Origin of the sequence: Asinibacterium sp. OR53 (genome assembly GCF_000515315.1) — a bacterium.
Taxonomy (GTDB): Bacteria; Bacteroidota; Bacteroidia; order Chitinophagales; family Chitinophagaceae; genus Sediminibacterium.
On sequence record NZ_KI911562.1, the window covers coordinates 1,087,681 to 1,109,116 of the forward strand.

Consider the following 21,436-nt stretch of genomic DNA (forward strand, 5'->3'; position numbering starts at 1 on the left):
TATCAAAGGGTTGCTTTCAGTTCCAGCAAGAAAGATTTGAATTTGGTCAATGATTGCACCAACTGGGTTTGGGTATCTACTTTCTTTTTATTGGTCTTGAGGTAATTACGTGCACCGGCAATCGAAAACTTACGCTGGCGCAGCAGGTAATAAATAAGTTGCAGGTTCCTGATGTCTTCCGCGCGGAATAAACGATCGCCTTTGCGGGTCTTGCGCGGTTGTAATATATCGAACTCGTTTTCCCAGTAACGCAAAAGCGAAGTATTTACATTGAACCAGCCGGCTACTTCACTGATGGAATAATAAAGTTTCTGTTTGAGGACTTCTTCATCGGGTACGTTGATGAGATCCACTTCACTGTCGATCTCCTTGAAAGATTTACGTCCTCTTTTACCGGTTGTTTTGGCTCTGGTAACAACAGGATGCGTTGAAGCGGGAACAGCTGCAACAGCTGGAACTGGGTCAGGAGCAACTGCAACAGGTAGTGCAGGCTCTTCTTTTTTAGGTGCAGCCTTCGGTTTGATCTTTACCACGATGCGCTCATCGGCAAAGACCACCGGCTCACTCGGAATGGCTTTTGGCTCTTCCGGCACAGGTACTATGGTCACTGGTTCTTCCATGACATCCTCCTCCATCACAGGGCTTTCCGGCATCGCCGAAAACATGTCTAATTGCAAAAGGTTCTTTCGCATGGTATAAAAGTACTACAACAAAATGTCAGCATATTGTTCAGCCTGGCATAAGTGGAAAAGATGTTAAGTATCTTGCAATAATATCCATCTCTTCCGTATGGCACCCATCCAAACGATATGCGTATGTGGCGCCGGCACCATGGGCAGTGGTATCGCCCAGGTTTCGGCCGCAGCAGGCTTTTCCACCATCCTCTTCGATGTCAACGAAACCATGCTTGAAAAAAGCAAAGCTTCTATTGAAAAGAATCTGCTGAAACTATCCGAAAGAGGAAAATTGCCCCCTGATGAAGTGAATAAAATACTGGATCGTATGGTATTCACTGCATCCATTGACCATTGCCGCGCAGACCTGATTATTGAAGCCATCATTGAAGAAAGAGAAGCCAAAGCAACACTTTTCCGTCAATTGGCGGCCATCAACCAGGATGATTGCATACTGGCTACCAATACCTCTTCCATACCTGTAAGTGAAGTAGCAACAACCATACCAGTCCCGGCGAGATTTGCAGGGATGCATTTTTTTAACCCGGCCCCACTGATGAAACTGGTGGAACTGATCAAAGGAAAACAGACCAGCGAAGAAACCATCAACCGGCTGATAGCCGTATCAAAACAGATGAATAAAACGCCGGTGGTATGCAAAGACTCGCCGGGGTTCATTGTGAACCGGGTGGCCCGCCATTATTACCTCGAAGCCATGCGGCTGGTGGAGACCGGCAAGGCCGATATAGCTACTGTTGATAGCATTATGGAGGCATCGGGCTTCAAAATGGGGCCGTTCAGGTTGATGGACCTGATTGGCATGGATATCAATTACAACGTGAGCCGGATCGTTTGGGAAGCGCTTGGCAAACCCGAAAGACTCCATCCCTCGCCCTTGCAAAAATCAAAAGTAGATGCGGGGGAACTGGGCCGGAAAACAGGGAAAGGATTTTATGAATATATTTAAGTCTAAGCACAATCGCCTTATGAAAAAAATAACATACTTATTAGGGATCGTTTCCCTTTTTGCCTCCTGCAAGTTGAGCAACAACAACCAGAATGGGGCCGACAACAAAGAGCTGGCTGCCATGCTCGACAAATATTATGAAGAGCGCATGCAATTGTTTCCTGTGGAAGCCACTGTCAATGGGGATAACCGGTATAACGACAAGCTCTACGCCGATTTTACCGACAGCTATCGCAAAAAACTAAAAGATTTTTACAGCAACTACCTCGTTTACATCACGCATTTTAACAGGGAGAGCCTCAATGACAACGACCGCCTCAGCTATGATATATTCAAGCGTGAAATGGACATCAACCTGGAAGGCCTCGGCTTCAACGATAACCTGATGCCCATGGACCAATTCGAAAGCATGCACCTGGTATTTGGCCAGTTCGGCAGCGGCAGTGTGATTCAACCTTTCAAAACAGTGAAAGATTATGAAGACTGGATCAAACGGGCAACGGCATTCAGCGGCTATGCCGATAGTGCCATTGTTTATTTCAGGAAAGGTATTGCAGCCAATACGGTACTACCGGAAAAACTGGTCATCAAAATGATTCCCCAGATGGAATCGATGGTCGTGCCTGATGCGAAGAACAGCCTGTTTTACGGGCCCATCACCCACTTGCCTGCCGGTTTCAGTGAGGCCGATAAAAAAAGATTCACCAACGATTATGTGAAGCTCATCAACGAAGAGATCACACCGGCCTATAAGCGGCTGGCCGATTTTCTGAAACAGGAATACCTGCCCAAAGCCAGAAAAACAACCGGTATCAGCGATATACCCAATGGCTTGAAATACTACCGGTACCGCATCAAAGATCAAACCACTACCGATAAAACACCCGATGAAATTTACCAAACAGGACTTTCTGAAGTGAAACGCATCCGCACAGAAATGGAGCGGATCAAAACGGAAGTTGGGTTCAATGGCGATCTGAAGGCTTTCTTCGAATACATGAAGACCGATAAAAAATTCATGCCATACAAAACGCCGCAGGAAATATTGGCCGCGTTTGAAAAGATACACCAGACCATGGAGCCGAACCTGAAAAAGATGTTCGGCCATACGCCCAAAACACCTTTCGAGATCAGGCAAACGGAAGCTTTCCGCGCAGCCAGTGCCAGCGCAGAATACAACCAGGGCAGTGCCGATGGCACACGTCCGGGTATCTTTTATATTCCCATTCTCGACGCTACCAAATTCAATACCACCAGCGGTATGGAGAGCCTGTTTCTGCACGAAGCCATTCCGGGGCACCACTACCAGATCAGCCTGCAGCAGGAGAACCAGGGCCTGCCCAAATTCAGGCGTTTTGGCGGCAATAATGCCTATGCAGAAGGATGGGCGCTTTACTGCGAGAGCCTGGGAAAAGAATTAGGCTTGTACACCGATCCTTACCAATACATGGGAGCGCTGGGTGATGAGATACACCGGGCCATCAGGCTGGTGGTGGATGTAGGCATGCATGCCAGGGGCATGACACGTGAGCAGGCTATCCAGTATATGATGGATAATGAACCAATCAGTGAAGAAGGAGCCACCGCCGAAATAGAAAGATATATGGCCATACCGGCGCAGGCATTGGGTTATAAGGTTGGCGCACTCAAGATCAGGGAGCTGCGTACCAAGTATGAAAAACAACTGGGCAATCGATTCAGCCTCTCAGACTTTCACGATAATATCCTGAAAGATGGTAACATGCCCCTGGATGTGCTGGAGAAAAAAATGGACGCCTGGGCTGCGAAGTTCTAATTTTGCGTATGCGCATCGCTGTTAACCGTTTTTCACAGGCTGGCCAACAGCCCTCTACATACCATCATTATATCGTACAACTCTTCAGCCGGTTGAGCCTTGACCGGCCGGCTGAAGAGTTTGTTTTTATTGATGAGAAACACAACAACCCGCCACATCCCCAACCCGGCCTGTGGGTGAAACAACCCGCCGATGCCAGTATGCGAACCACCATACCACAAATATTGATTGCCGATGATTGGGTGGTGCCAGGCAGCTTTTTTCGGAAATGGCTGGTGCCGCTGAAACTGCGCAAAGCAAAACAGGTAATAACCCTCTCGGCTTTTGTAAAAGATAAACTGGTGAATGAATACCGTATCCCGGCATCACAGGTAACGGTATTGCCCGGTGCGCCTGATCCTTTATTGCAGCCGGCCGACTGGCAACAGAAAGAAACCATCAAAGCTGCTTATGCAGAAGGGCGGGAATATTTCCTGGTCAGCGGAGGCATGTACCAGGACGCGCTTTTATTAAATCTCCTGAAAGCTTTCTCCCAGTTCAAAAAATGGCAGCACAGCAATATGAAGCTGATCATTACCGGTACGGTATCCAAACAACACGCCGGTCTTGCAGAAAAGCTTGCTACATATAAATACAGGGAAGATGTAGTATTGACCGGCTTGCTTCCAGCAGCAGCAAGCACCCTGTTGATAACGGCAGCGTATGCGCTGGTTCATACCACTGCACCCTGTGCATCGGAGCTGATCATGCTGGATGCCATGCAGGCGGGTATCCCTGTTATTGCAGCAGAAAATAATAACCTGCCGGAAACAGGTGGCGATGCGGTCCTGTATGCAGATCCGGCCAACCCGGAAACCATCGGCAAGCAGATGCTTGCGCTGTACAAGGATGAAAACCTGCGCGGACAATACATCGAAAAAGGAAAAGAAAAGGCTGCACAATTTAGCTGGGCAACTACTGCAAAAGCATTCTGGCAACTGTTGGTTTCATGAAAATGGGCGATTCAGGGATTCCTAGTACTTTTGCGGTTCTCAATCAATTCAGATGCATACTTCAACGATTTCGATAGACGTTCATTTAGATGAAAACAAAGTGCCGCAGGAGATCAGCTGGTCGGCCACCGATAGTACGGCCGATATGGCGCAGCACGCTAAAGCCATGATGGTGGCTTTCTGGGATGCGGCCGATAAAAGCGCACTGCGCATCGATCTCTGGACCAAAGACATGATGGTAGATGAAATGGCCGATTTTTATTACCAGACCCTCATGGGCATGGCCGATTCTTATATGAGGTCCACACAACAGACCGAACTGGCGGCCGATATGAAAAAATTCGCCCAGGATTTTTATAAAAAATTCAGGGAAACACAATTGAAAGAAAACCAATAAACCATTCGTTATGAGCTTAGAAGAACAAGTGATGTCTGGCATGAAAGATGCTATGAAGTCCAAAGATGAAGCCATGCTGCGCGGCTTGCGCGCCATCAAGGCGGAGATCATCAAAGCGAAAACAGAGCCGGGTGCGAACGGACAGGTTACAGCTGAGGGTGAATTGAAGTTGTTACAGAAGATGATGAAGCAAAGAAAAGATTCACTCGATATCTACCAGCAACAGGGCCGTGCAGACCTGGCGCAGAAAGAACAGGAAGAGATAGCGATCATAGAAAAATTCCTTCCCCAACAATTGAGTGAGGAAGAATTGAAAGAAGCCCTTAAATCTATCATTGCTTCTGTAGGAGCTGCCGGTCCGCAAGACATGGGCAAAGTAATGGGTGTAGCTACAAAACAACTGGCCGGTAAAACAGATGGGAAAGCTATTTCGGCAGCAGTAAAGACCTTATTGAGTTGATAGATGTTTGTTGAATGCTCATAGACTCGATATTTTTAGTACTTATGTTCATGGCTCTTTGGAAGGGCTACCGCAACGGGTTGGTTGTGGGCGCGTTTTCATTCCTGGGCATTATCATTGGTCTCGCAGCTGCGCTTAAACTTTCGGCTATTGTGGCGGGCAAACTCAAAGAGAGCACGCAATTAACAGCCACCTGGCTACCCATTGTTTCATTCCTGCTGGTGATGTTGGGCGTGGCCTTGCTGTTAAGAGTAGGGGCTACGATCGTTCAAACCACACTTGAACTGGCTTTCCTGGGATGGGTTAATAAACTGTGCGGTGTTGTTTTATATGCCTGTCTTTATATCACCGTATTCAGCGTACTGCTTTTTTATGCCGTGAACATGCACCTGATCAAGCCCGAAACACTGGCTGCATCCCGTTTCTATCCTTTTGTTGCGCCCTGGGGAAGTAAGATCATCAATGGTTTCGGAGCGGTGATCCCCGTTTTCAAAGGACTCTTTGATGAGCTTACCCAATTCTTTGAAAGCATCGGCAAGCATATCAGGTAAAGCTTTCTCATTATTGTACATACGATCGATTGCGTGGTTTCGCTTGAGAAGCCAATCTGCTGTTTTTAATGTTAAAATCAGTATTTTAGCATTCATCCATCATATTTATATAACAGGAGCATTGTAACGTTTCCGTATTTAATTGAATGGATTTCCTTTTATTTGTACTGAGCCAATCTGCTGGCATAAGAAAATGAAGTAATGAATTACGAGATCAAACAACAGGATAAGTTCAGATTTATTGAAGAAGGCCAGGGAGAGACCCTGCTGCTATTGCACGGATTATTCGGCGCATTGAGCAATTTTGAAGACCTGATCGAGCACTTTAAGCGGAATTACAAAGTAGTGGTTCCCATACTTCCGCTGTTCGACCTGGATATTTTCCATACTACCGTAGGTGGATTGGAGAAGTATGTCCATAAGTTCATCGAGATGCGGGACTACCAGCAAATTCATCTCCTGGGTAATTCGCTGGGCGGGCATGTGGCGCTGATACATATCTTAAAGCATCCCGAAAGGATCAAGTCGTTGATCCTTACCGGCAGCAGCGGGTTGTTCGAGAATGGCATGGGCGACAGCTACCCGAAGCGTGGCGATTATGATTATATCAAAAAGAAAACGGAGTTGACGTTTTACGATCCTGCCACCGCCACCAAAGAACTGGTGGATGAAGTGTTCGAGATCACCAATAACCGGATCAAAGTGATCAAGATCATTGCCCTTGCTAAAAGTGCCATCCGTAATAACCTGGGTGAAGAACTCAACCAAATTAAGCAGCCTACTTTACTGATCTGGGGTAATAATGATTCGGTTACGCCTCCTTTTGTAGGACGTGAATTCAACCGGCTGATCCCCAACAGCGAGTTGCATTTTGTTGACAAATGCGGACATGCACCTATGATGGAAGTGCCGGAAGCGTTCAACGAAATACTGGCCGGCTTTCTGAATAAACTGAAAAAACCTGCCGCAACCATAGCATAGATTTTTACGTATTAGTAAAGAAAGAACAGTATGCTGGCATCGCAATTGATCCATACCGGGTTTCCCGCCATCAACCTTTTCGACAGGGTGGCGCTGGCACTGCAACTGATGGAAGATTACGACGTGTTGCACCTGCCGGTATTGAGCGAAGAAAAGTTCATTGGCCTGGTAACCAAAGACGATTTGTTCGATGCCGATGAAGATGCCTTAGTGGCTTCCCTGGAACATTCACTGGTTAAAGTATCTGTTAAGACCGAAGAACATTTTTTAGTAGCTGTGAAACAGGCCGCAGCACACCAGCTTTCACTGGTGCCCGTGGTCAATGAGCAATCGGAGCTGGCCGGTGTGATCCCTGCCAAAGACCTCCTGCAGCATCTCTCGCATTTTCTGGGCAATGATGAACCGGGCGGTGTAATTGTACTGGAAACAGATAAAAGGCATTTTTCTTTTGGAGAGATCAGCAGGCTGGTAGAAACCAACGATGCCTATATCACCCAACTGAATACTTATGCAGAAGCAGATACGGGCCTGGTAGTAGTAACCATCAAGATCAACAAGATAGAAGTGTCCGATATCGTGGCCACTTTCCAACGGTATGAATACATTGTTCGCTATTATTTTGGCAAAGAACAATATGCCAATGAGCTCAAAGAGAACTACAATCACCTGATCGCTTACCTGAACATATAAATGGTAATCACTGATGAAATGAGTCCTTGCAAAGGACGAATTCCATCTGACAATGAAAAATGAATATTATCAGATGAAAGTATTACCAGTATTGCTTCTCCTTGTTTTATTCTTTTCATTTAATCGCCTCGATGCCCAGGATACTGCATCTGTCATCAAGGCGGATACAAGCCTCAAAAACATGGCTTTACTGGTAACAGATGTGGTTGTTTCGGGGAATAAAAAAACAAAACTGTTCATTGTATTGCGGGAACTGCCTTTTAAAAAAGGCGATGAATTGTCGGGCACCAACCTGCCCGCCCTGTTCAACCAGGCGCGGCAACAACTGATGAATACCCTGTTGTTTGTGGATGTAGCCATATACATTGCCGAAAGAAAAGGCAACCTGATCAGGATCAATGTAGACCTGAAAGAACGCTGGTACCTGTTCCCGTTACCTTATTTCCGGCTGGTAGACCGCAACTTCAACCAATGGTGGGTAGACCAGAAACGAAGCCTGGAAAGGGTGAATTACGGAATGAAATTCACGCAGAACAATGTCAGCGGACGTAACGATAATTTAGATATATGGCTCATCACGGGTTATACACAACAGATCACACTGCGGTACGAGCTGCCCTTTTTTGACCGTAAACTTAGGAATGGTTTCAATGTAGGATTTGTGTATGCCACACAAAAAGAAGTGAACTACGCAACGGGCAATAACAAACAACTGTTTTATAAACAGGAAGAAGTGGCGCGGAGGGTTACACGCGCCGATTTTACTTATTCTTACCGGCCCAATGTAAAAGCACGGCATTATTTCCGCGTATCGTATAACCACGAATCGGTGGCCGATACCATTCTGCAGATCAACCCGCTTTATTACCCGGATGGGAAAACGGAAATGAAGTACATTGATTTCGCCTATCAATACAAATATTACAATGTAGACCAGGTATCTTATCCTTCGAAGGGATTCCAAGTGGAAGCCAATCTCTACAAACGTGGCCTCGATAAAACATCCAATCTGTGGCTGGCCAGCACCCGGGCTGTTTATGCCGTACCAATAGCTCCTAAAACCTTTTTGCACTGGGAAGCGATAGCAACGGTGAAACTACCTTTCAATAATTATTTCTTCAATGAAAAACTCATTGGGTATGGGTTTACGCAAATGCGCGGGTTGGAATACAATGTAGTGGATGGCGTGGCGGGCGGAATATTGAAGAGTACCATCCACCACCAACTGCTGGGCTTTGTTTTCAAAAACCCTTTCCCCAGCAAAACGCACGACCGGATACCTTTCCGCATTTTCCTGAAAGCTTATGGCGATCTGGGCTATGGTTACAATACCCATCCGAGCCCTGCCAATACACTGAATAATGGTTTATTACGCACCTGGGGTCTTGGGATGGACATTGTTTCCATATATGATTTTGTCTTTAAAATCGAGTACAGCTTTAACCAACTGGGGCGCAATGGACTATATTTACAGACGAGAAACGACTTTTAAGTGATATGAAGGTTGCGATTTACAGCAGGGGAATCGATTATGAACAGGAAAACCCATTATTGGCGCTCCTGGAAGAATTGTCGCGCTACGATACCACGGTTCACCTGTACGAACCTTTACTGCACCGGTTCTCCCTGCCGCAGCACCTGTTGGCTAAAACCGTGTTGTTCCAGACATCGGGCGACCTTACGCCCGATATCGATTGCCTGATAAGCCTGGGCGGCGATGGTACCATGCTCGACGCCGTAACCCTGGTGAGGGACTATAACATACCCATACTGGGTATTAATTTCGGCCGCCTGGGGTTCCTGGCCAGCATCAGTCGCGAAGACCTGGGCAGCGCAGTGGATGCTTTGGTGAATCATACTTTTGTCGTGGATAAAAGAACCCTGATCCACCTCGACTCCAACGAGCCGCTCTTTGACCAGACACCTTTTGCGCTGAACGAGTTCGCCATCCATAAAAGAGATACTTCGCCCATGATCAAGGTACATACCTACCTGAACGGCGAATTCCTGAACAGCTACTGGGCCGACGGGCTGATCGTGAGTACGCCCACCGGCTCCACCGGCTATAATATGAGCTGCAACGGACCCATCCTGTTCCCCGAATCGTCCAGTTTTGTGATCACGCCGGTGGCGCCTCATAACCTGAATGTGCGATCGATCGTGGTGCCGGACACCAGTGTTATTTCGTTTGAAGTAGAGGGGCGGACCGACCAGTTCATCTGTGCCCTGGACGCCCGGAGGGAAATCGTAGACAAAACCATCCAATTGGCCGTAAAAAAGGAACAATTCGGGGTGAATTTGGTGCGTTTGAATGAAAATAGCTTCTTGTCGACCCTCAGGACCAAGCTTACCTGGGGCCTCGATAAAAGAAATTAATCTTGATCGTATTTAAAATAGGTGTTATTTTACGTATCCAATATGCTAATATGCCGGTTAAATTTATACTGAGAAAGACCTTAATCTTACTGCTTACTACCGTAGGGTTGCAAAAAGCCGATGCCCAACTCATGGAAAGTTTCAGGCACCTGGGCGAGGTGGGTGTGGCTGTGGGCGCCGCTCATTATTTTGGCGACCTGAACCCCGACCTGCGGGTGAACAGGCCTAAAATGGCTGCCGGCGTTTTTTACAGGAGACAACTCAGCGAATATATAGGGTTGCGTATTTCGGGGGATTTTGCCATGCTGGGCTATTCAGATATGTACAGCAATAACCCTGTCCAGCGCAGGCGCAACCTCAGCTTCAATACCAATGTTTGGGAACTGGCGCTGGCGGGTGATTTCAACTTTTTCAAATTCAATCCCACTTTCGAAGGATATAATTATACGCCCTATATAGGACTGGGGATCGGTGTGTTCTCTTTCGACCCTTATGCGTACCTGAACGGCGAGAAGTACTACCTGCGTCCCCTGGGTACCGAAGGCCAGGGCAGCGCCGCTTACCCCAATCTCAAACCTTATAGTCCCATCGCGATCAGTATTCCTTTTACCCTGGGCTTCAAATATGCCATCAGTGAACGCATGAACTACTTCGCCGAGCTTACCTACCGCTTTACGAACACCGATTACCTCGATGATGTAAGCGGCAATTACGCCCCGGATGCCTTCCCTCCCTTGCCCGATGGCTCGCCTTCGCCGGCTTACTTATTACAGGATAGAAGCTATGAAACGGGTTCCCGCATAGGCACCAAAGGGTTACAAAGAGGGAACAGTACCAGAAAAGACTCGTTTGTGACCCTCAAAGTGGGCGTTTCCTTCAACCTGCAATCTTACAAATGCCCTTCGCCCAATGGCAAGAATTAATCACGCAAACCGCTGATTTCGTTAATTTCGCTGCTTAAACGCAGGGAATCACTATGCCGGAAGACCTTGTAGCAGGGATCAACAAAGCCCGACTACCCAAGCATATAGCGATCATTATGGATGGCAACGGGCGCTGGGCCCAGGAAAAAGGACAGGATCGATTGTATGGCCATTTTCATGGGGTGGAAAGCGTGCGCAATATCGTGGAAGGCGCGGCAGAACTGGGCATACAGTATCTTACGCTGTATGCATTCAGTACCGAGAACTGGGACCGGCCGCAGCGGGAAGTGGAAGGATTGATGTCGTTATTGGTAGACACCATCCATAAAGAAGTGCCAACGCTCAATAAGAACAATATCCGCCTGCATGTGATTGGCGACCTGAATATGCTGCCCGATTTTGCGCGTATGGAACTCGAAGAATCATTGGAGATGACCAAAGCCAATACGGGACTGAACTTAGTGATGGCGTTGAGTTACAGCAGCCGGTGGGAACTGGTAAATGCTGTAAAGAACATTGGTATCGATGTGAAGGCGGGCCGTATCAACCCCGAGACCATCAACCAGGATACCCTGGAGCAATACCTTTCCACCAGCGATTTCCCCGATCCGGAACTGATGATCCGTACCAGCGGGGAATACCGCATCAGCAATTTCCTTTTGTATCAACTGGCTTATGCCGAATTATATTTCACCGACACCCGTTGGCCCGATTTCCGCAAAGAAAACCTGTACGAAGCCATTATCGACTTCCAGAACAGGGAACGCAGATTTGGTAAAACAGGTCAGCAAATAAAGGAGGAATCCCCATTGACCTGATCCCATTCTCAACCGCACACCTTAATTTATCCGGGGTGATTTAACAAACACTTTTAATAATTCCCGTTAATTTGCCCCGCTTATCAAACCAGAAATATGGCAGGAAGATACTGTTGCAGTACTTTCAGCACAGCAACTTAACAAACCAAACCGGATGCAGCAAGTGTACAAATTTTTAGTCTTGGCTTTCGTTACCTCGATGGTGGGTTTTTCTGCAAAGGCGCAACAAAAAACAGGGGTAGACACTACGATCACATCCATAGATGCCGATTTGTTGAACATTTTCAACCAAAAGACACCTAAAAAATACAAGGTGTCTGCTATTAAAGTAACAGGTAACCGCTTTTTCGATGAAAACCTGCTGATCTCCATTGCCAATATCAATGTGGGCGATGAAGTGACCATTCCCGGTGGCGATAATTTCTCTAAAGCCATTACCAAGCTCTGGGGACAGAACTACTTCAGCGATGTTGAAATTTATATCACCAAACTACAGGGCAAAAACATCGATATTGAAATTGCTGTAACGGAAAGGCCGCGCTTATCTAAATTCCATTTCCTCAATATCAGCAAGGGGCAGGCGGAAGAGCTGCAGGGAAAGACAGGCCTTGTGCCCAACCGGGTGGTAACGGAGAATATGAAGATCACCGCTATTGAAGCCATCAAAAAATTCTATGCAGAGAAAGGCTTCCAGGATTCCAAAGTAACCATATCGGAAAAGAAAGACTCTACTTTCGATAATTCACTGGTATTAAACTTTTTGGTTGAAAAGGGACATAAGGTCCATATCAATAACATCAACTTCGGCGGCACTACAGTAGATAACGGCAAGTTGAAAAAACAGCTCAAAGGAACAAAAGAGCAATCCAGGCTTACGCTGCATCCTACTGTAGACAGCGCGCAGATCGTGAACGTAAAGCGGTATACGTTTGATGAATACATCAAAGACAACGGTTATCTCACTTTCAGCAAAACCAAAAAAGTACTCGACCCCTATATCCGTATCAAACTTTCTTCGGCCAAGTTCGATTTGAAGAAGTACAATGAAGACAAAGAAAGCCTGGTAGCTTATTACAACTCTTTGGGCTACCGCGATGCGGTGATTGAAAAAGATACCGTATACCACAACGCCAAGGGCGACCTCAACATCGACATCAAGATGAACGAGGGACACAAATATTATTTCGGTAACATCAGCTGGCGGGGTAATACCAAATATTCCGATTCATTGCTCAGCGGTATACTGGGTATCCAGAAAGGAGATACTTATAACCTGGAATTGCTGAACAATAAACTGGGTAAAAACTCTTCTCCTGAAGGCGGGGATATCAGCGGACTGTACCAGGACGATGGTTACCTGTTCTTCCGCACCGACCCCGTAGAAACAGCGGTATATAATGATACCATTGATTACGAGATCAGGATCATGGAAGGTCCGCAAGCTACCATCAAGAATGTGCGCATCAGTGGTAACGATCGTACCAAGGAGTATGTAATACGCCGCGAACTGCGTACCATCCCCGGTGAAAAATTCAGCCGCAGGGATCTGGTGCGTTCTGTTCGTGAAATTGCACAGCTGAACTACTTCAACCAGGAAAAGATCAACCCCGTACCGGTACCCAACCCCGACGATGGAACGGTAGACATCAATTATTCTGTTGAAGAAAAATCGAGCGACCAGCTGGAGCTGAGTGCAGGATGGGGAGGCTATATTGGCTTAACAGGAACACTGGGTGTTACTTTCAATAACTTTTCTATCCGCAATATCTGGAAGAAATCGGCCTGGGATCCATTACCCATGGGCGACGGGCAAAAACTGAGCTTACGCGTACAGAGTAACGGTAAAGCGTTCCGCTCTTATAACTTCTCGTTTACCGAACCCTGGCTGGGCGGTAAAAAAAGGAATGCACTTACTTTCAGCATTTTCAATACGAAATACGGACAAACCTATGACCCGTTTACGGGTGCGTATAATCCGGGTGTAGCCGACAGCCGTTACATTTCTACCACAGGCGCCACTGTGAGCCTGTCGAAGCAGTTGAAATGGCCCGATGACTTTTTCTCACTTTCAATGGGTGTGAACTATACCCGTTATAAGTTGAGCAATTATGCCATTGACCCCACCAACCTGCCCGGTTTTGATAATGGTATCGTGAACAACCTGAACTTCAGGGTGGCTTTACAGCGCAACTCTGTGAACCAGCCCATGTTCCCCACCAGCGGTTCTACCTTCCTGCTGAGCTTGCAGGTAACACCGCCGTATTCAGCGATTGATAAAAATATCCTGACGGCTTCCAACCCGTATAACTGGATCGAATACCACAAATGGCGTTTCAACGGAGAATGGTATGTGCCTTTGGGCAAACCGCACGGTGAAGACAAGAGCAAGCAGTTTGTGCTGAAAATGGCGGCCAAATACGGCTTCCTGGGCAGGTTCAATTCAGACCTGGGTATCTCTCCTTTCGAACGTTTCCAGGTGGGTGATGCCGGTCTGAGCAACCAGTTCGCGCTGTTGGGTTACGATATCATTGCGCACAGAGGTTACCCGGTGTATGATAATTCGAATCCGAAGATCAACCCCGATAAACAAGTGGCCAGCCAGTACTTTACCATATTCAACAAGTATACCATGGAGCTGCGTTATCCGCTCAGTTTGAGTCCGAGCAGCACCATCTATGCTTTGAGTTTCTTTGAAGCGGCCAACGGCTGGTACTCCATGAAAGATTATAATCCTTTCCAGTTAAGACGTTCGGTAGGTTTGGGTATGCGCTTTTTCCTGCCGATGTTTGGCTTGCTTGGATTTGATTATGGTATAGGATTAGACAGGTTCACACCGGGCGGTTCTTTGAAAGATGCTGCCAGGTTTACCTTTATGTTAGGATTTGAACCGGAATAGGACAACCCTTATTAAACCAATATTATGAAAAAGCTATTCTTTGTTGCCGTTATATGGATGGCCCTGGCCCATACCGCAGCTGCGCAGCAGCGTTATGCTATCATCGATACACGGTATATCCTGGAGAAGATTCCTGAATACAAAGACGCCGATAAAAAGCTGCAACAAATTGGCGACCAATGGCAGAAAGAGATCGACGATAAACAGGCGCAACTCGATAAAATGTATAAAAGCTATGAGGCTGAGCAATTTATGTTGAGCGATGCGTTGAAGAAGAAAAGAGAGGATGAATTGTTTGTGATGGAGAAAGAGATACGCGACCTGCAGAAGAAACGCTTTGGTTTTGAAGGGGATCTTTTCAAAGAAAGACAAAGACTTGTTAAACCTGTGCAGGACAAAGTATATACCGCCGTTCAGAAGATGGCAATAGCCAAAGCCTACGATTTCGTACTCGATAAAAGTGAAGGAATTACCGTTATATTTGCCGACCCCAAGCTGGATAAGAGCGAAGATGTATTAAGAGAACTGGGGATCAAAAATTAGTATAAAACAAAAACAAACATAAATTCTCACTACAATGAAGAAGTTTTTAATTGTGTGTGTTGCTATTGGAGCAGGTTTCCTGTTTGCCAACCAGTCGAGTGCACAGCAGGTTAAGATCGGGTATTTTGATGAGCAGTCCATCTTACCCCTGATGCCGGGTATCCAGAAAGTGGATACGCTCCTGAGAAGTTTCACTGAAGATTCACTCAGACAAGAATACGATTATACATTGGGTATGTACATGCGCCAGGACAGTGTTTGGAAAAAAGATTCTGCCAGCATGCCTGCCAAAGCCAGGGAACTGGCCCAGCGCGACCTGAATACCCTGAAGATCAAATTGATCAGGTGGCAGGAATATTCCAATAACCTGGCCGAGCAGAAAAAAGAAGAGTTGCTGGCTCCTTTCATGAAGAAAATAGTAGACGCTTTGCACGATGTGGTGGTAGAGCAGAAATACGCCTATGTTTTAAGGCAGGATGCATTGTATCCTTATGTTCAACCCCCGTTGTTGGATAACCTTACCATCAGGGTAGCGATGAAATTGAAATTGACCATCCCCAAAGAACTCGAAGACGAATGGAAACGCCAGTCAGGCGGTGGTGCTCCCAGCAACAGGCCTGCCGGCGGTGCTGCAAAACCTAAAGGATAGTTGATAAAATCAATGATACTTCGAACCCCGTTATACCAACGGGGTTCTTATTTTTGAGTCATGCAAGGAAAAGGTCCCATTGGTGTTTTCGATAGCGGCTATGGCGGTTTAACCGTGCTAAAGGAGATTGTTCAGCGTTTACCGCAATACGATTATATCTATATGGGCGATAATGCCCGCGCGCCTTATGGTCCGCGTTCTTTTGAAACCATCTACCATTACACGCTGGAGTGTGTACAGTGGTTTTTTGCGCAGGGGTGCGAACTGGTGGTGCTGGCGTGCAACACGGCCTCGGCCAAAGCCTTGCGCACCATTCAACAGAAAGACCTGCCCCGCATAGATCCCTCCAAAAGAGTGCTGGGTGTTATCAGGCCCACAACTGAAGTGGTGGGCAATTATTCGCATTCAGGTGAGGTGGGTATTATGGGAACGGTGGGAACGGTGCAGAGTGAAAGTTATCCTATTGAAATAGCTAAATTCTTTCCAGGCTTGAAAGTCTACCAGGAGGCTTGTCCTATGTGGGTGCCACTGGTAGAAAATGATGAGTATGATAAGCCGGGAGCGGATTATTTCATCAGGCAGCATATTAACAGGTTACTGGAGCAATCGCCCCAAATAGACACTTTATTACTGGCCTGTACGCATTACCCCCTGCTCATTGATAAGATCCGGCAGTTTGCCCCGCAGGGAATGACCATTCTTTCCCAGGGCGCCATTGTAGCGCCCAGTCTTGAAAAATACCTGGCCAACCATCCTGAAATGGCGGCAAAATGCACTACCGGTGGACAGCTGCAGTTTTACACCACGGATTCTCCTGCCGATTTTGATAACCATGCCACCCGTTTCTTCGGCAAACCGGTTACATCAAAACATCTTGATCTTCAGTCGTTTAAATGCTAGCCGGTAAAAAATCTGGCAACTAACAACCAACAACTAACAACTTTTCCCTACCTTCGCCGTCCTTTCACAGGCGGCAGTATGGTGACTGCAGCATGAAATGAAACAAAATTTCCGGGTTAGTTAAACAACGTCATTATGAAACGTACATTTCAACCGCACAAACGTCGTCGCAAATCCGTTCACGGATTCCGCAAGCGCATGCAAACTGCCAATGGCCGCAAAGTGTTGGCAAGCCGTCGTGCAAAGGGTCGTAAGAAACTCACTGTTTCAAGCGAGAAAGGTTTAAAATAAAACCGGGGCTCTTCCGGGAGCCAGGTATTGAAAATATAAGTCCCGCGATCGCGGGACTTTTTTAGTTTAGTGTAAGAATGTCCGCCTCATTTTCATACAATAAAAAGGAAAAGCTCAAGAGCCGTAAACAGATCGATGGGTTGTTCGCAAAAGGGTGCAGTTTCCTGGTATTCCCGGTGAAAGTATTTTACCTGCCTGTTGATACAAAGGAAGCGCAGCCGGTAAAAGCGGGCGTGGGCGTCAGTGCCCGCCATTTCAAAAAAGCGGTGGATCGCAATCGTGTTAAACGTTTATTGCGCGAAACATACCGCCTGCATAAACAACCGCTTTACGATTGTATGGCGGAACGCAAACAGCAGCTGGCTGTTTTTTTCCTGTATATTGATAAAGCCCTGCCATCGATAGACCTGCTGCAAAAGAAAATGCCCCTATTGGTAAATAAGCTGATCAAAGCATTACATGAAACGCCTACTTCAGATACTGAGCTGGCCGCTGATACTGCTGGTTAAAATATACCAGTACGTGATCTCCCCTGCCATCGGCCCCAAATGCCGGTTCACGCCCACCTGCTCGCAGTATGCCATCACTGCTTTGCAAAAACACGGGCTGATCAAAGGAACTTTACTGGCCATCAAACGCATCAGCAAATGCCATCCCGGAGGCGGCAGCGGTTACGATCCTGTTCCCTGATGCGTTATTACTTTTTTACCGGAACAGTCATTGCCTGCAACCTGGCAATTTCTTCCCGTACTTCTTTGATGCTGAAGAAACGATATACTTCCGGGTCCTTATCGCCTACTTTTTCGGCGGAAGTCATTTTATGATAAGGGCCTACAACTATCGCGTCTATATTGGCGCTGATTTTTGTAGCGGTATTGGGAAGCAAAAAGAAATTACGGTTGGCTGCGCTGATGTTCTTCCCCTCTGTTAGCTGAACCAGGGAATCGATCCGCTTCTTCACATCATCCTGAGAAAACACCTGCTTCAATGTTTTTGGGTCTGCATAAGGCTGGTAGCCGCCTACAACGGTATCATTTTTTACATTGATCACGTAGAGGCCATTATCGGTCATGTCAACACTGCTGTTACCTGCGGGAGAGCTGAGCTGGAAAGTGAGTTTTTGACCGGTAATGTCGATGGTTTTTTCATCGTGTCCGGCGCCATCTTTGGCGGTAATGGTTCGGGTATCTGTATTCACATCTGCAGCACCCTTGCTCATGATGATGAGCCGCTTGTTGTTGCTGGAACAGGCACTAAGTAATGCGAGCGCTGATAAACCGAAGAGTAGTTTTTTCATAATACTATTTTCCAAAACCTTATTTAGCTGCTGCGAAACGTTCCGCTACTTTGTTCCAGTTCACCACATTCCAGAAAGCGGCCAGGTAATCGGCTCTGCGGTTCTGGTATTTAAGGTAATAAGCGTGTTCCCACACATCGGCACCCAGCAATGGCGTACCTTTTACTTCGGCTACATCCATCAGGGGATTGTCCTGGTTGGGTGTAGAAGAAACTTCCAGCTTACCGTCTTTAACGATCAGCCATGCCCAGCCGCTACCGAAGCGGGTCATGCCGGCCTGCGCAAATTTTTCTTTGAATGCATCGAAAGAACCGAAAGCGCTGTTGATGGCGTCGGCCAGTGCACCAGCGGGGGCGGCGCCTGCTTTAGGAGCCAGGCTTTCCCAGAAAAAAGTATGGTTCCAGTGACCACCACCGTTGTTGCGAACAGCCGGACTGATAGATCCTGCAGCTGCTACCAGTTGTTCCAGTGATTTTCCTTCGTTAGGCGTACCGGCAATCGCTTTGTTGAGGTTGTCAACATAAGCCTGGTGGTGCTTGCCATGGTGTATTTGCATGGTAGTAGTGTCGATATGAGGCTCCAATGCGTCGTGTGCATAGGGCAGCGGTGCGAGTGTAAATGCCATATAATTTGATTTTTGTTTTTAGGATCTTGATGGAGAACAAATTTACTGTTGTTCGGTCGATAACGCATCAATCGGCAGATTTAAGGAGGAAAAAAATGGCGTCCGCACACTATTTTTTCTCGTCAGACAGCTACCTGGTGGCATTCGTACACTGTTTTTTCCTGTCAGACAGCTATCTGGTGGCGTCCGTACACTGTTTTTTCTCGTCAGGCAACTATTTGGCGGCGTCCGCACACTATTTTTTCCTGTCAGACAACTATTTGGTGGCGTCCGCACACTATTTTTTCCGGTCAGACAACTATTTGGTGGCGTCCGCACACTATTTTTTCTCGTCAGACAACTATTTGTTGGCATTCGCACACTATTTTTTCTCGTCAGACAACTATTTGGTGGCGTCCGCACACTATTTTTTCTCATCAGACAACTATTTGGTGGCGTCCGCACACTATTTTTTCTTGCCAGATAGTTTTCTGAAAGGGAAAGAAACTCAGCGCTTGCTTTTAAAAAAAGACTTGATCAGGCGGGCGCAATCTTCTTCCATGATGCCTTTGATAAGTTCTGTTTTGGGATGAAAGGGCCAGTTCTCCCCTGTAGTACGTTTGAACCCGTTCTTTTCATCCGAAGCCCCGTAAGCGATACGGCCGATCTTGCTCCAGTACAGAGCGCCGCAGCACATGAGGCAGGGTTCCAGGGTTACATAGAGGGTAGCTTCGGGCAGGTATTTAGCGCCGAGCATATTAAAGGCAGAAGTAAGCGCCAGTATTTCGGCATGGGCAGTGGAATCGTTCAGCATTTCAACCTGGTTATGGCCACGGGCAATGATCTTATTGTTCATGACCACCACGGCGCCCACGGGCACTTCGTCTGCATCATAGGCCAGCTGCGCTTCTTTCAATGCCTGTTGCATGAAGTATTCGTGTGACTTCTCTAATAAATAATCTTCCATTTTAACAAAATAAGATAATTTGGAAGACAAACCAATGCCGGTAACCACCACCATGAGCGAAACAGTTGAAAAAAGAGCACAGGCCATAGCGGCTTTATCAAACACTACAGAATGGGATATCGTTGTGATCGGCGGAGGCGCTACAGGACTGGGCGCAGCGCTCGATGCCGCTGCCAGAGGTTACCGGGTTTTATTGTTGGAGCAGGCCGACTTTGCCAAATCCACTTCCAGCAAAAGCACCAAGCTGGTGCATGGCGGTGTTCGTTACCTGGCGCAGGGAAACGTTGGACTGGTGCGCGAAGCGAGTATTGAAAGAGGATTGCTTTGCCGTAATGCCCCTCACCTGGTAAAGAACCTGGGATTTGTAATACCGCTGTATGATTTTTGGGATAGCATCAAGTATACTATTGGATTGAAGCTGTACGATTGGATATCGGGCAGATTGAGCCTTGGGCGGTCCGTACATATTTCACGGGAAGAAACGCTGGAGCAATTACCCAATATCAAAACAGAAGGACTGCTTGGCGGCGTGCGATACCACGATGGGCAATTTGATGATGCACGCCTGGCCATCAACCTGGTACAGACCCTTTTTGAAAAAGGAGGGTTTGCGATTAACTACATGAAAGTTACCGGGTTAATCAAAGAAGCAACACGCGTGCAGGGAGTAACCGCCCGCGATGAAGAAACCGGGATGCATTATTCCCTCAAAGCAAAAGCAGTGATCAATGCCACGGGTGTGTTTGCAGACGATATCCTGCAAATGGATGATCCCACTGCGGCGAAAAGTATTTGCGTGAGTCAGGGTGTGCATGTAGTGCTCGACAAAACCTTTCATCCTTCCACCAGCGCTTTGATGATACCTGAAACTGCCGATGGCCGGGTACTTTTTGTGGTGCCCTGGCACAACAAGTTGATCGTTGGCACCACCGATACACCGGTAGATGCAGCCAGCCTGGAGCCGGTTGCACTGGAAGCAGAGATAGGATTTATACTGGATACGGCCGGGAGCTATTTAACCCGCAAGCCTGCACGTGCCGATGTGTTGAGCGTGTTTGCGGGGCTGCGGCCATTGGCCATACCAGCGAATGGTGCGCAGAAAACAAAAGAGATATCGAGAAGTCATAAGATCATGGTGAGCGCATCGAAGCTCTTCACCATTCTTGGTGGTAAATGGACCACTTACCGAAGAATGGGTGAAGACCTCATCAATCGTATAGAAAAAGAATTGGGATGGATGCCTAAACAATCGGTTACCAAAACACTTCCTATACATGGATATGCAACAGGTATGAACTGGGATGATCCCTTGTATTTCTACGGGGCCGATGCAGTTGCTTTGCAACAAAAGATGAATGACGCCGGTAAGTGGATCAGTGAAAAACTGCATATCCATGAAGCGCAGGTAGTATGGGCGGTACAGGAGGAAATGGCCAGAACAGTGGAAGATGTATTGTCGCGCAGAACGAGGGCGCTGTTGCTCGATGCAGCCGAGAGTACGCGTATGGCAAGGCCGGTAGCGGAGCTGATGGCAAAGCACATGCAGAAAGATGCGCAGTGGGTGGAAGACCAGGTGGCAACATTCAGTCAACTGGCTGCATCGTATAAACTGCGTGATTGAAAAAACCAATAGAATAACCGTATTTTTAATCAGATTGCTTAGAT

Annotated in this window: 24 protein-coding genes; 20 read left to right on the forward strand and 4 right to left on the reverse strand. The window is 47.1% G+C overall.

Annotation, left to right across the window (positions count from 1 at the left end):
* Positions 1-2: 2 nt before the first annotated feature.
* Positions 3-692, reverse strand: a complete 690-nt coding sequence (locus SEDOR53_RS18840) for a MerR family transcriptional regulator (RefSeq protein ID WP_232214718.1) — start codon at positions 690-692, stop codon at positions 3-5.
* 97 nt (positions 693-789) lie between these two features.
* Here SEDOR53_RS18840 and SEDOR53_RS0104815 point away from each other — a divergent pair, with 97 nt between their 5' ends.
* From SEDOR53_RS0104815 to yidD, 19 genes are all read left to right on the forward strand, one after another.
* The gene (locus SEDOR53_RS0104815; protein WP_037327567.1) at positions 790-1,641 is read left to right on the forward strand and encodes a 3-hydroxyacyl-CoA dehydrogenase family protein; all 852 of its coding nucleotides are present in this window, start codon (positions 790-792) and stop codon (positions 1,639-1,641) included.
* Positions 1,642-1,660: 19 nt separating this feature from the next.
* Positions 1,661-3,436, forward strand: a complete 1,776-nt coding sequence (locus tag SEDOR53_RS0104820) for a DUF885 family protein (protein ID WP_026768707.1) — start codon at positions 1,661-1,663, stop codon at positions 3,434-3,436.
* Positions 3,437-3,444: 8 nt separating this feature from the next.
* On the forward strand, positions 3,445-4,428 hold the full coding sequence (locus SEDOR53_RS0104825; protein WP_026768708.1) for a glycosyltransferase: 984 nt from the start codon (positions 3,445-3,447) through the stop codon (positions 4,426-4,428).
* Positions 4,429-4,480: 52 nt separating this feature from the next.
* Positions 4,481-4,825, forward strand: a complete 345-nt coding sequence (gene gldC, locus SEDOR53_RS0104830) for a gliding motility protein GldC (RefSeq protein ID WP_026768709.1) — start codon at positions 4,481-4,483, stop codon at positions 4,823-4,825.
* 10 nt (positions 4,826-4,835) lie between these two features.
* A complete protein-coding gene (locus tag SEDOR53_RS0104835; RefSeq protein ID WP_026768710.1) occupies positions 4,836-5,285 on the forward strand; it encodes a GatB/YqeY domain-containing protein in 450 nt (149 codons plus the stop codon).
* Positions 5,286-5,299: 14 nt separating this feature from the next.
* Positions 5,300-5,836: a CvpA family protein gene (locus SEDOR53_RS0104840; RefSeq protein ID WP_026768711.1), complete on the forward strand. Its 537-nt coding sequence runs from the start codon at positions 5,300-5,302 to the stop codon at positions 5,834-5,836.
* A gap of 201 nt (positions 5,837-6,037) precedes the next feature.
* Complete coding sequence (locus SEDOR53_RS0104845) at positions 6,038-6,817, forward strand: alpha/beta fold hydrolase (protein WP_026768712.1); 780 nt, start codon at positions 6,038-6,040, stop codon at positions 6,815-6,817.
* Positions 6,818-6,847: 30 nt separating this feature from the next.
* Positions 6,848-7,507, forward strand: coding sequence for a CBS domain-containing protein (locus tag SEDOR53_RS0104850; protein WP_026768713.1), 660 nt, complete (start codon positions 6,848-6,850; stop codon positions 7,505-7,507).
* Positions 7,508-7,580: 73 nt separating this feature from the next.
* Positions 7,581-8,999 (forward strand): POTRA domain-containing protein, encoded by a 1,419-nt coding sequence (locus SEDOR53_RS0104855; RefSeq protein WP_198018799.1) that lies wholly within the window; start codon positions 7,581-7,583, stop codon positions 8,997-8,999.
* Positions 9,000-9,004: 5 nt separating this feature from the next.
* A complete protein-coding gene (locus SEDOR53_RS0104860; RefSeq protein ID WP_026768715.1) occupies positions 9,005-9,883 on the forward strand; it encodes an NAD kinase in 879 nt (292 codons plus the stop codon).
* 50 nt (positions 9,884-9,933) lie between these two features.
* Positions 9,934-10,806, forward strand: a complete 873-nt coding sequence (locus SEDOR53_RS0104865; protein ID WP_232214719.1) for a DUF6089 family protein — start codon at positions 9,934-9,936, stop codon at positions 10,804-10,806.
* Between the two features lie 53 nt (positions 10,807-10,859).
* Positions 10,860-11,624: an isoprenyl transferase gene (locus SEDOR53_RS0104870; RefSeq protein ID WP_037360571.1), complete on the forward strand. Its 765-nt coding sequence runs from the start codon at positions 10,860-10,862 to the stop codon at positions 11,622-11,624.
* Positions 11,625-11,805: 181 nt separating this feature from the next.
* A complete protein-coding gene (locus SEDOR53_RS0104875; RefSeq protein WP_232214720.1) occupies positions 11,806-14,520 on the forward strand; it encodes an outer membrane protein assembly factor in 2,715 nt (904 codons plus the stop codon).
* Between the two features lie 24 nt (positions 14,521-14,544).
* On the forward strand, positions 14,545-15,063 hold the full coding sequence (locus SEDOR53_RS0104880; RefSeq protein ID WP_026768719.1) for an OmpH family outer membrane protein: 519 nt from the start codon (positions 14,545-14,547) through the stop codon (positions 15,061-15,063).
* A 34-nt stretch (positions 15,064-15,097) separates the two neighbouring features.
* The gene (locus tag SEDOR53_RS0104885) at positions 15,098-15,712 is read left to right on the forward strand and encodes an OmpH family outer membrane protein (protein WP_026768720.1); all 615 of its coding nucleotides are present in this window, start codon (positions 15,098-15,100) and stop codon (positions 15,710-15,712) included.
* A gap of 60 nt (positions 15,713-15,772) precedes the next feature.
* A complete protein-coding gene (gene murI, locus SEDOR53_RS0104890; RefSeq protein WP_026768721.1) occupies positions 15,773-16,612 on the forward strand; it encodes a glutamate racemase in 840 nt (279 codons plus the stop codon).
* Between the two features lie 135 nt (positions 16,613-16,747).
* On the forward strand, positions 16,748-16,903 hold the full coding sequence (rpmH, locus tag SEDOR53_RS17130; protein WP_026774417.1) for a 50S ribosomal protein L34: 156 nt from the start codon (positions 16,748-16,750) through the stop codon (positions 16,901-16,903).
* Positions 16,904-16,980: 77 nt separating this feature from the next.
* The gene (gene rnpA, locus SEDOR53_RS17135; protein ID WP_051416497.1) at positions 16,981-17,412 is read left to right on the forward strand and encodes a ribonuclease P protein component; all 432 of its coding nucleotides are present in this window, start codon (positions 16,981-16,983) and stop codon (positions 17,410-17,412) included.
* On the forward strand, positions 17,363-17,593 hold the full coding sequence (yidD, locus tag SEDOR53_RS0104900; protein ID WP_026768722.1) for a membrane protein insertion efficiency factor YidD: 231 nt from the start codon (positions 17,363-17,365) through the stop codon (positions 17,591-17,593). The genes rnpA and yidD overlap by 50 nt, the downstream gene beginning before the upstream one ends.
* A 7-nt stretch (positions 17,594-17,600) precedes the next feature.
* Here yidD and SEDOR53_RS0104905 read toward each other — a convergent pair whose 3' ends face one another.
* The 3 genes from SEDOR53_RS0104905 to SEDOR53_RS0104915 form a co-directional block, all read right to left on the reverse strand.
* Positions 17,601-18,200, reverse strand: a complete 600-nt coding sequence (locus tag SEDOR53_RS0104905) for a membrane lipoprotein lipid attachment site-containing protein (protein WP_026768723.1) — start codon at positions 18,198-18,200, stop codon at positions 17,601-17,603.
* A 19-nt stretch (positions 18,201-18,219) separates the two neighbouring features.
* Positions 18,220-18,825: a superoxide dismutase gene (locus SEDOR53_RS0104910; RefSeq protein ID WP_026768724.1), complete on the reverse strand. Its 606-nt coding sequence runs from the start codon at positions 18,823-18,825 to the stop codon at positions 18,220-18,222.
* A 487-nt stretch (positions 18,826-19,312) separates the two neighbouring features.
* Entirely contained in the window at positions 19,313-19,825 is a 513-nt protein-coding gene (locus tag SEDOR53_RS0104915; protein ID WP_255346338.1) for a nucleoside deaminase, read from the reverse strand.
* Between SEDOR53_RS0104915 and SEDOR53_RS0104920 the strand changes: the two genes are divergently transcribed.
* Positions 19,791-21,392: a glycerol-3-phosphate dehydrogenase/oxidase gene (locus SEDOR53_RS0104920; RefSeq protein ID WP_232214721.1), complete on the forward strand. Its 1,602-nt coding sequence runs from the start codon at positions 19,791-19,793 to the stop codon at positions 21,390-21,392. The two genes, SEDOR53_RS0104915 and SEDOR53_RS0104920, sit on opposite strands and share 35 nt — an antisense overlap.
* Positions 21,393-21,436: the final 44 nt, after the last annotated feature.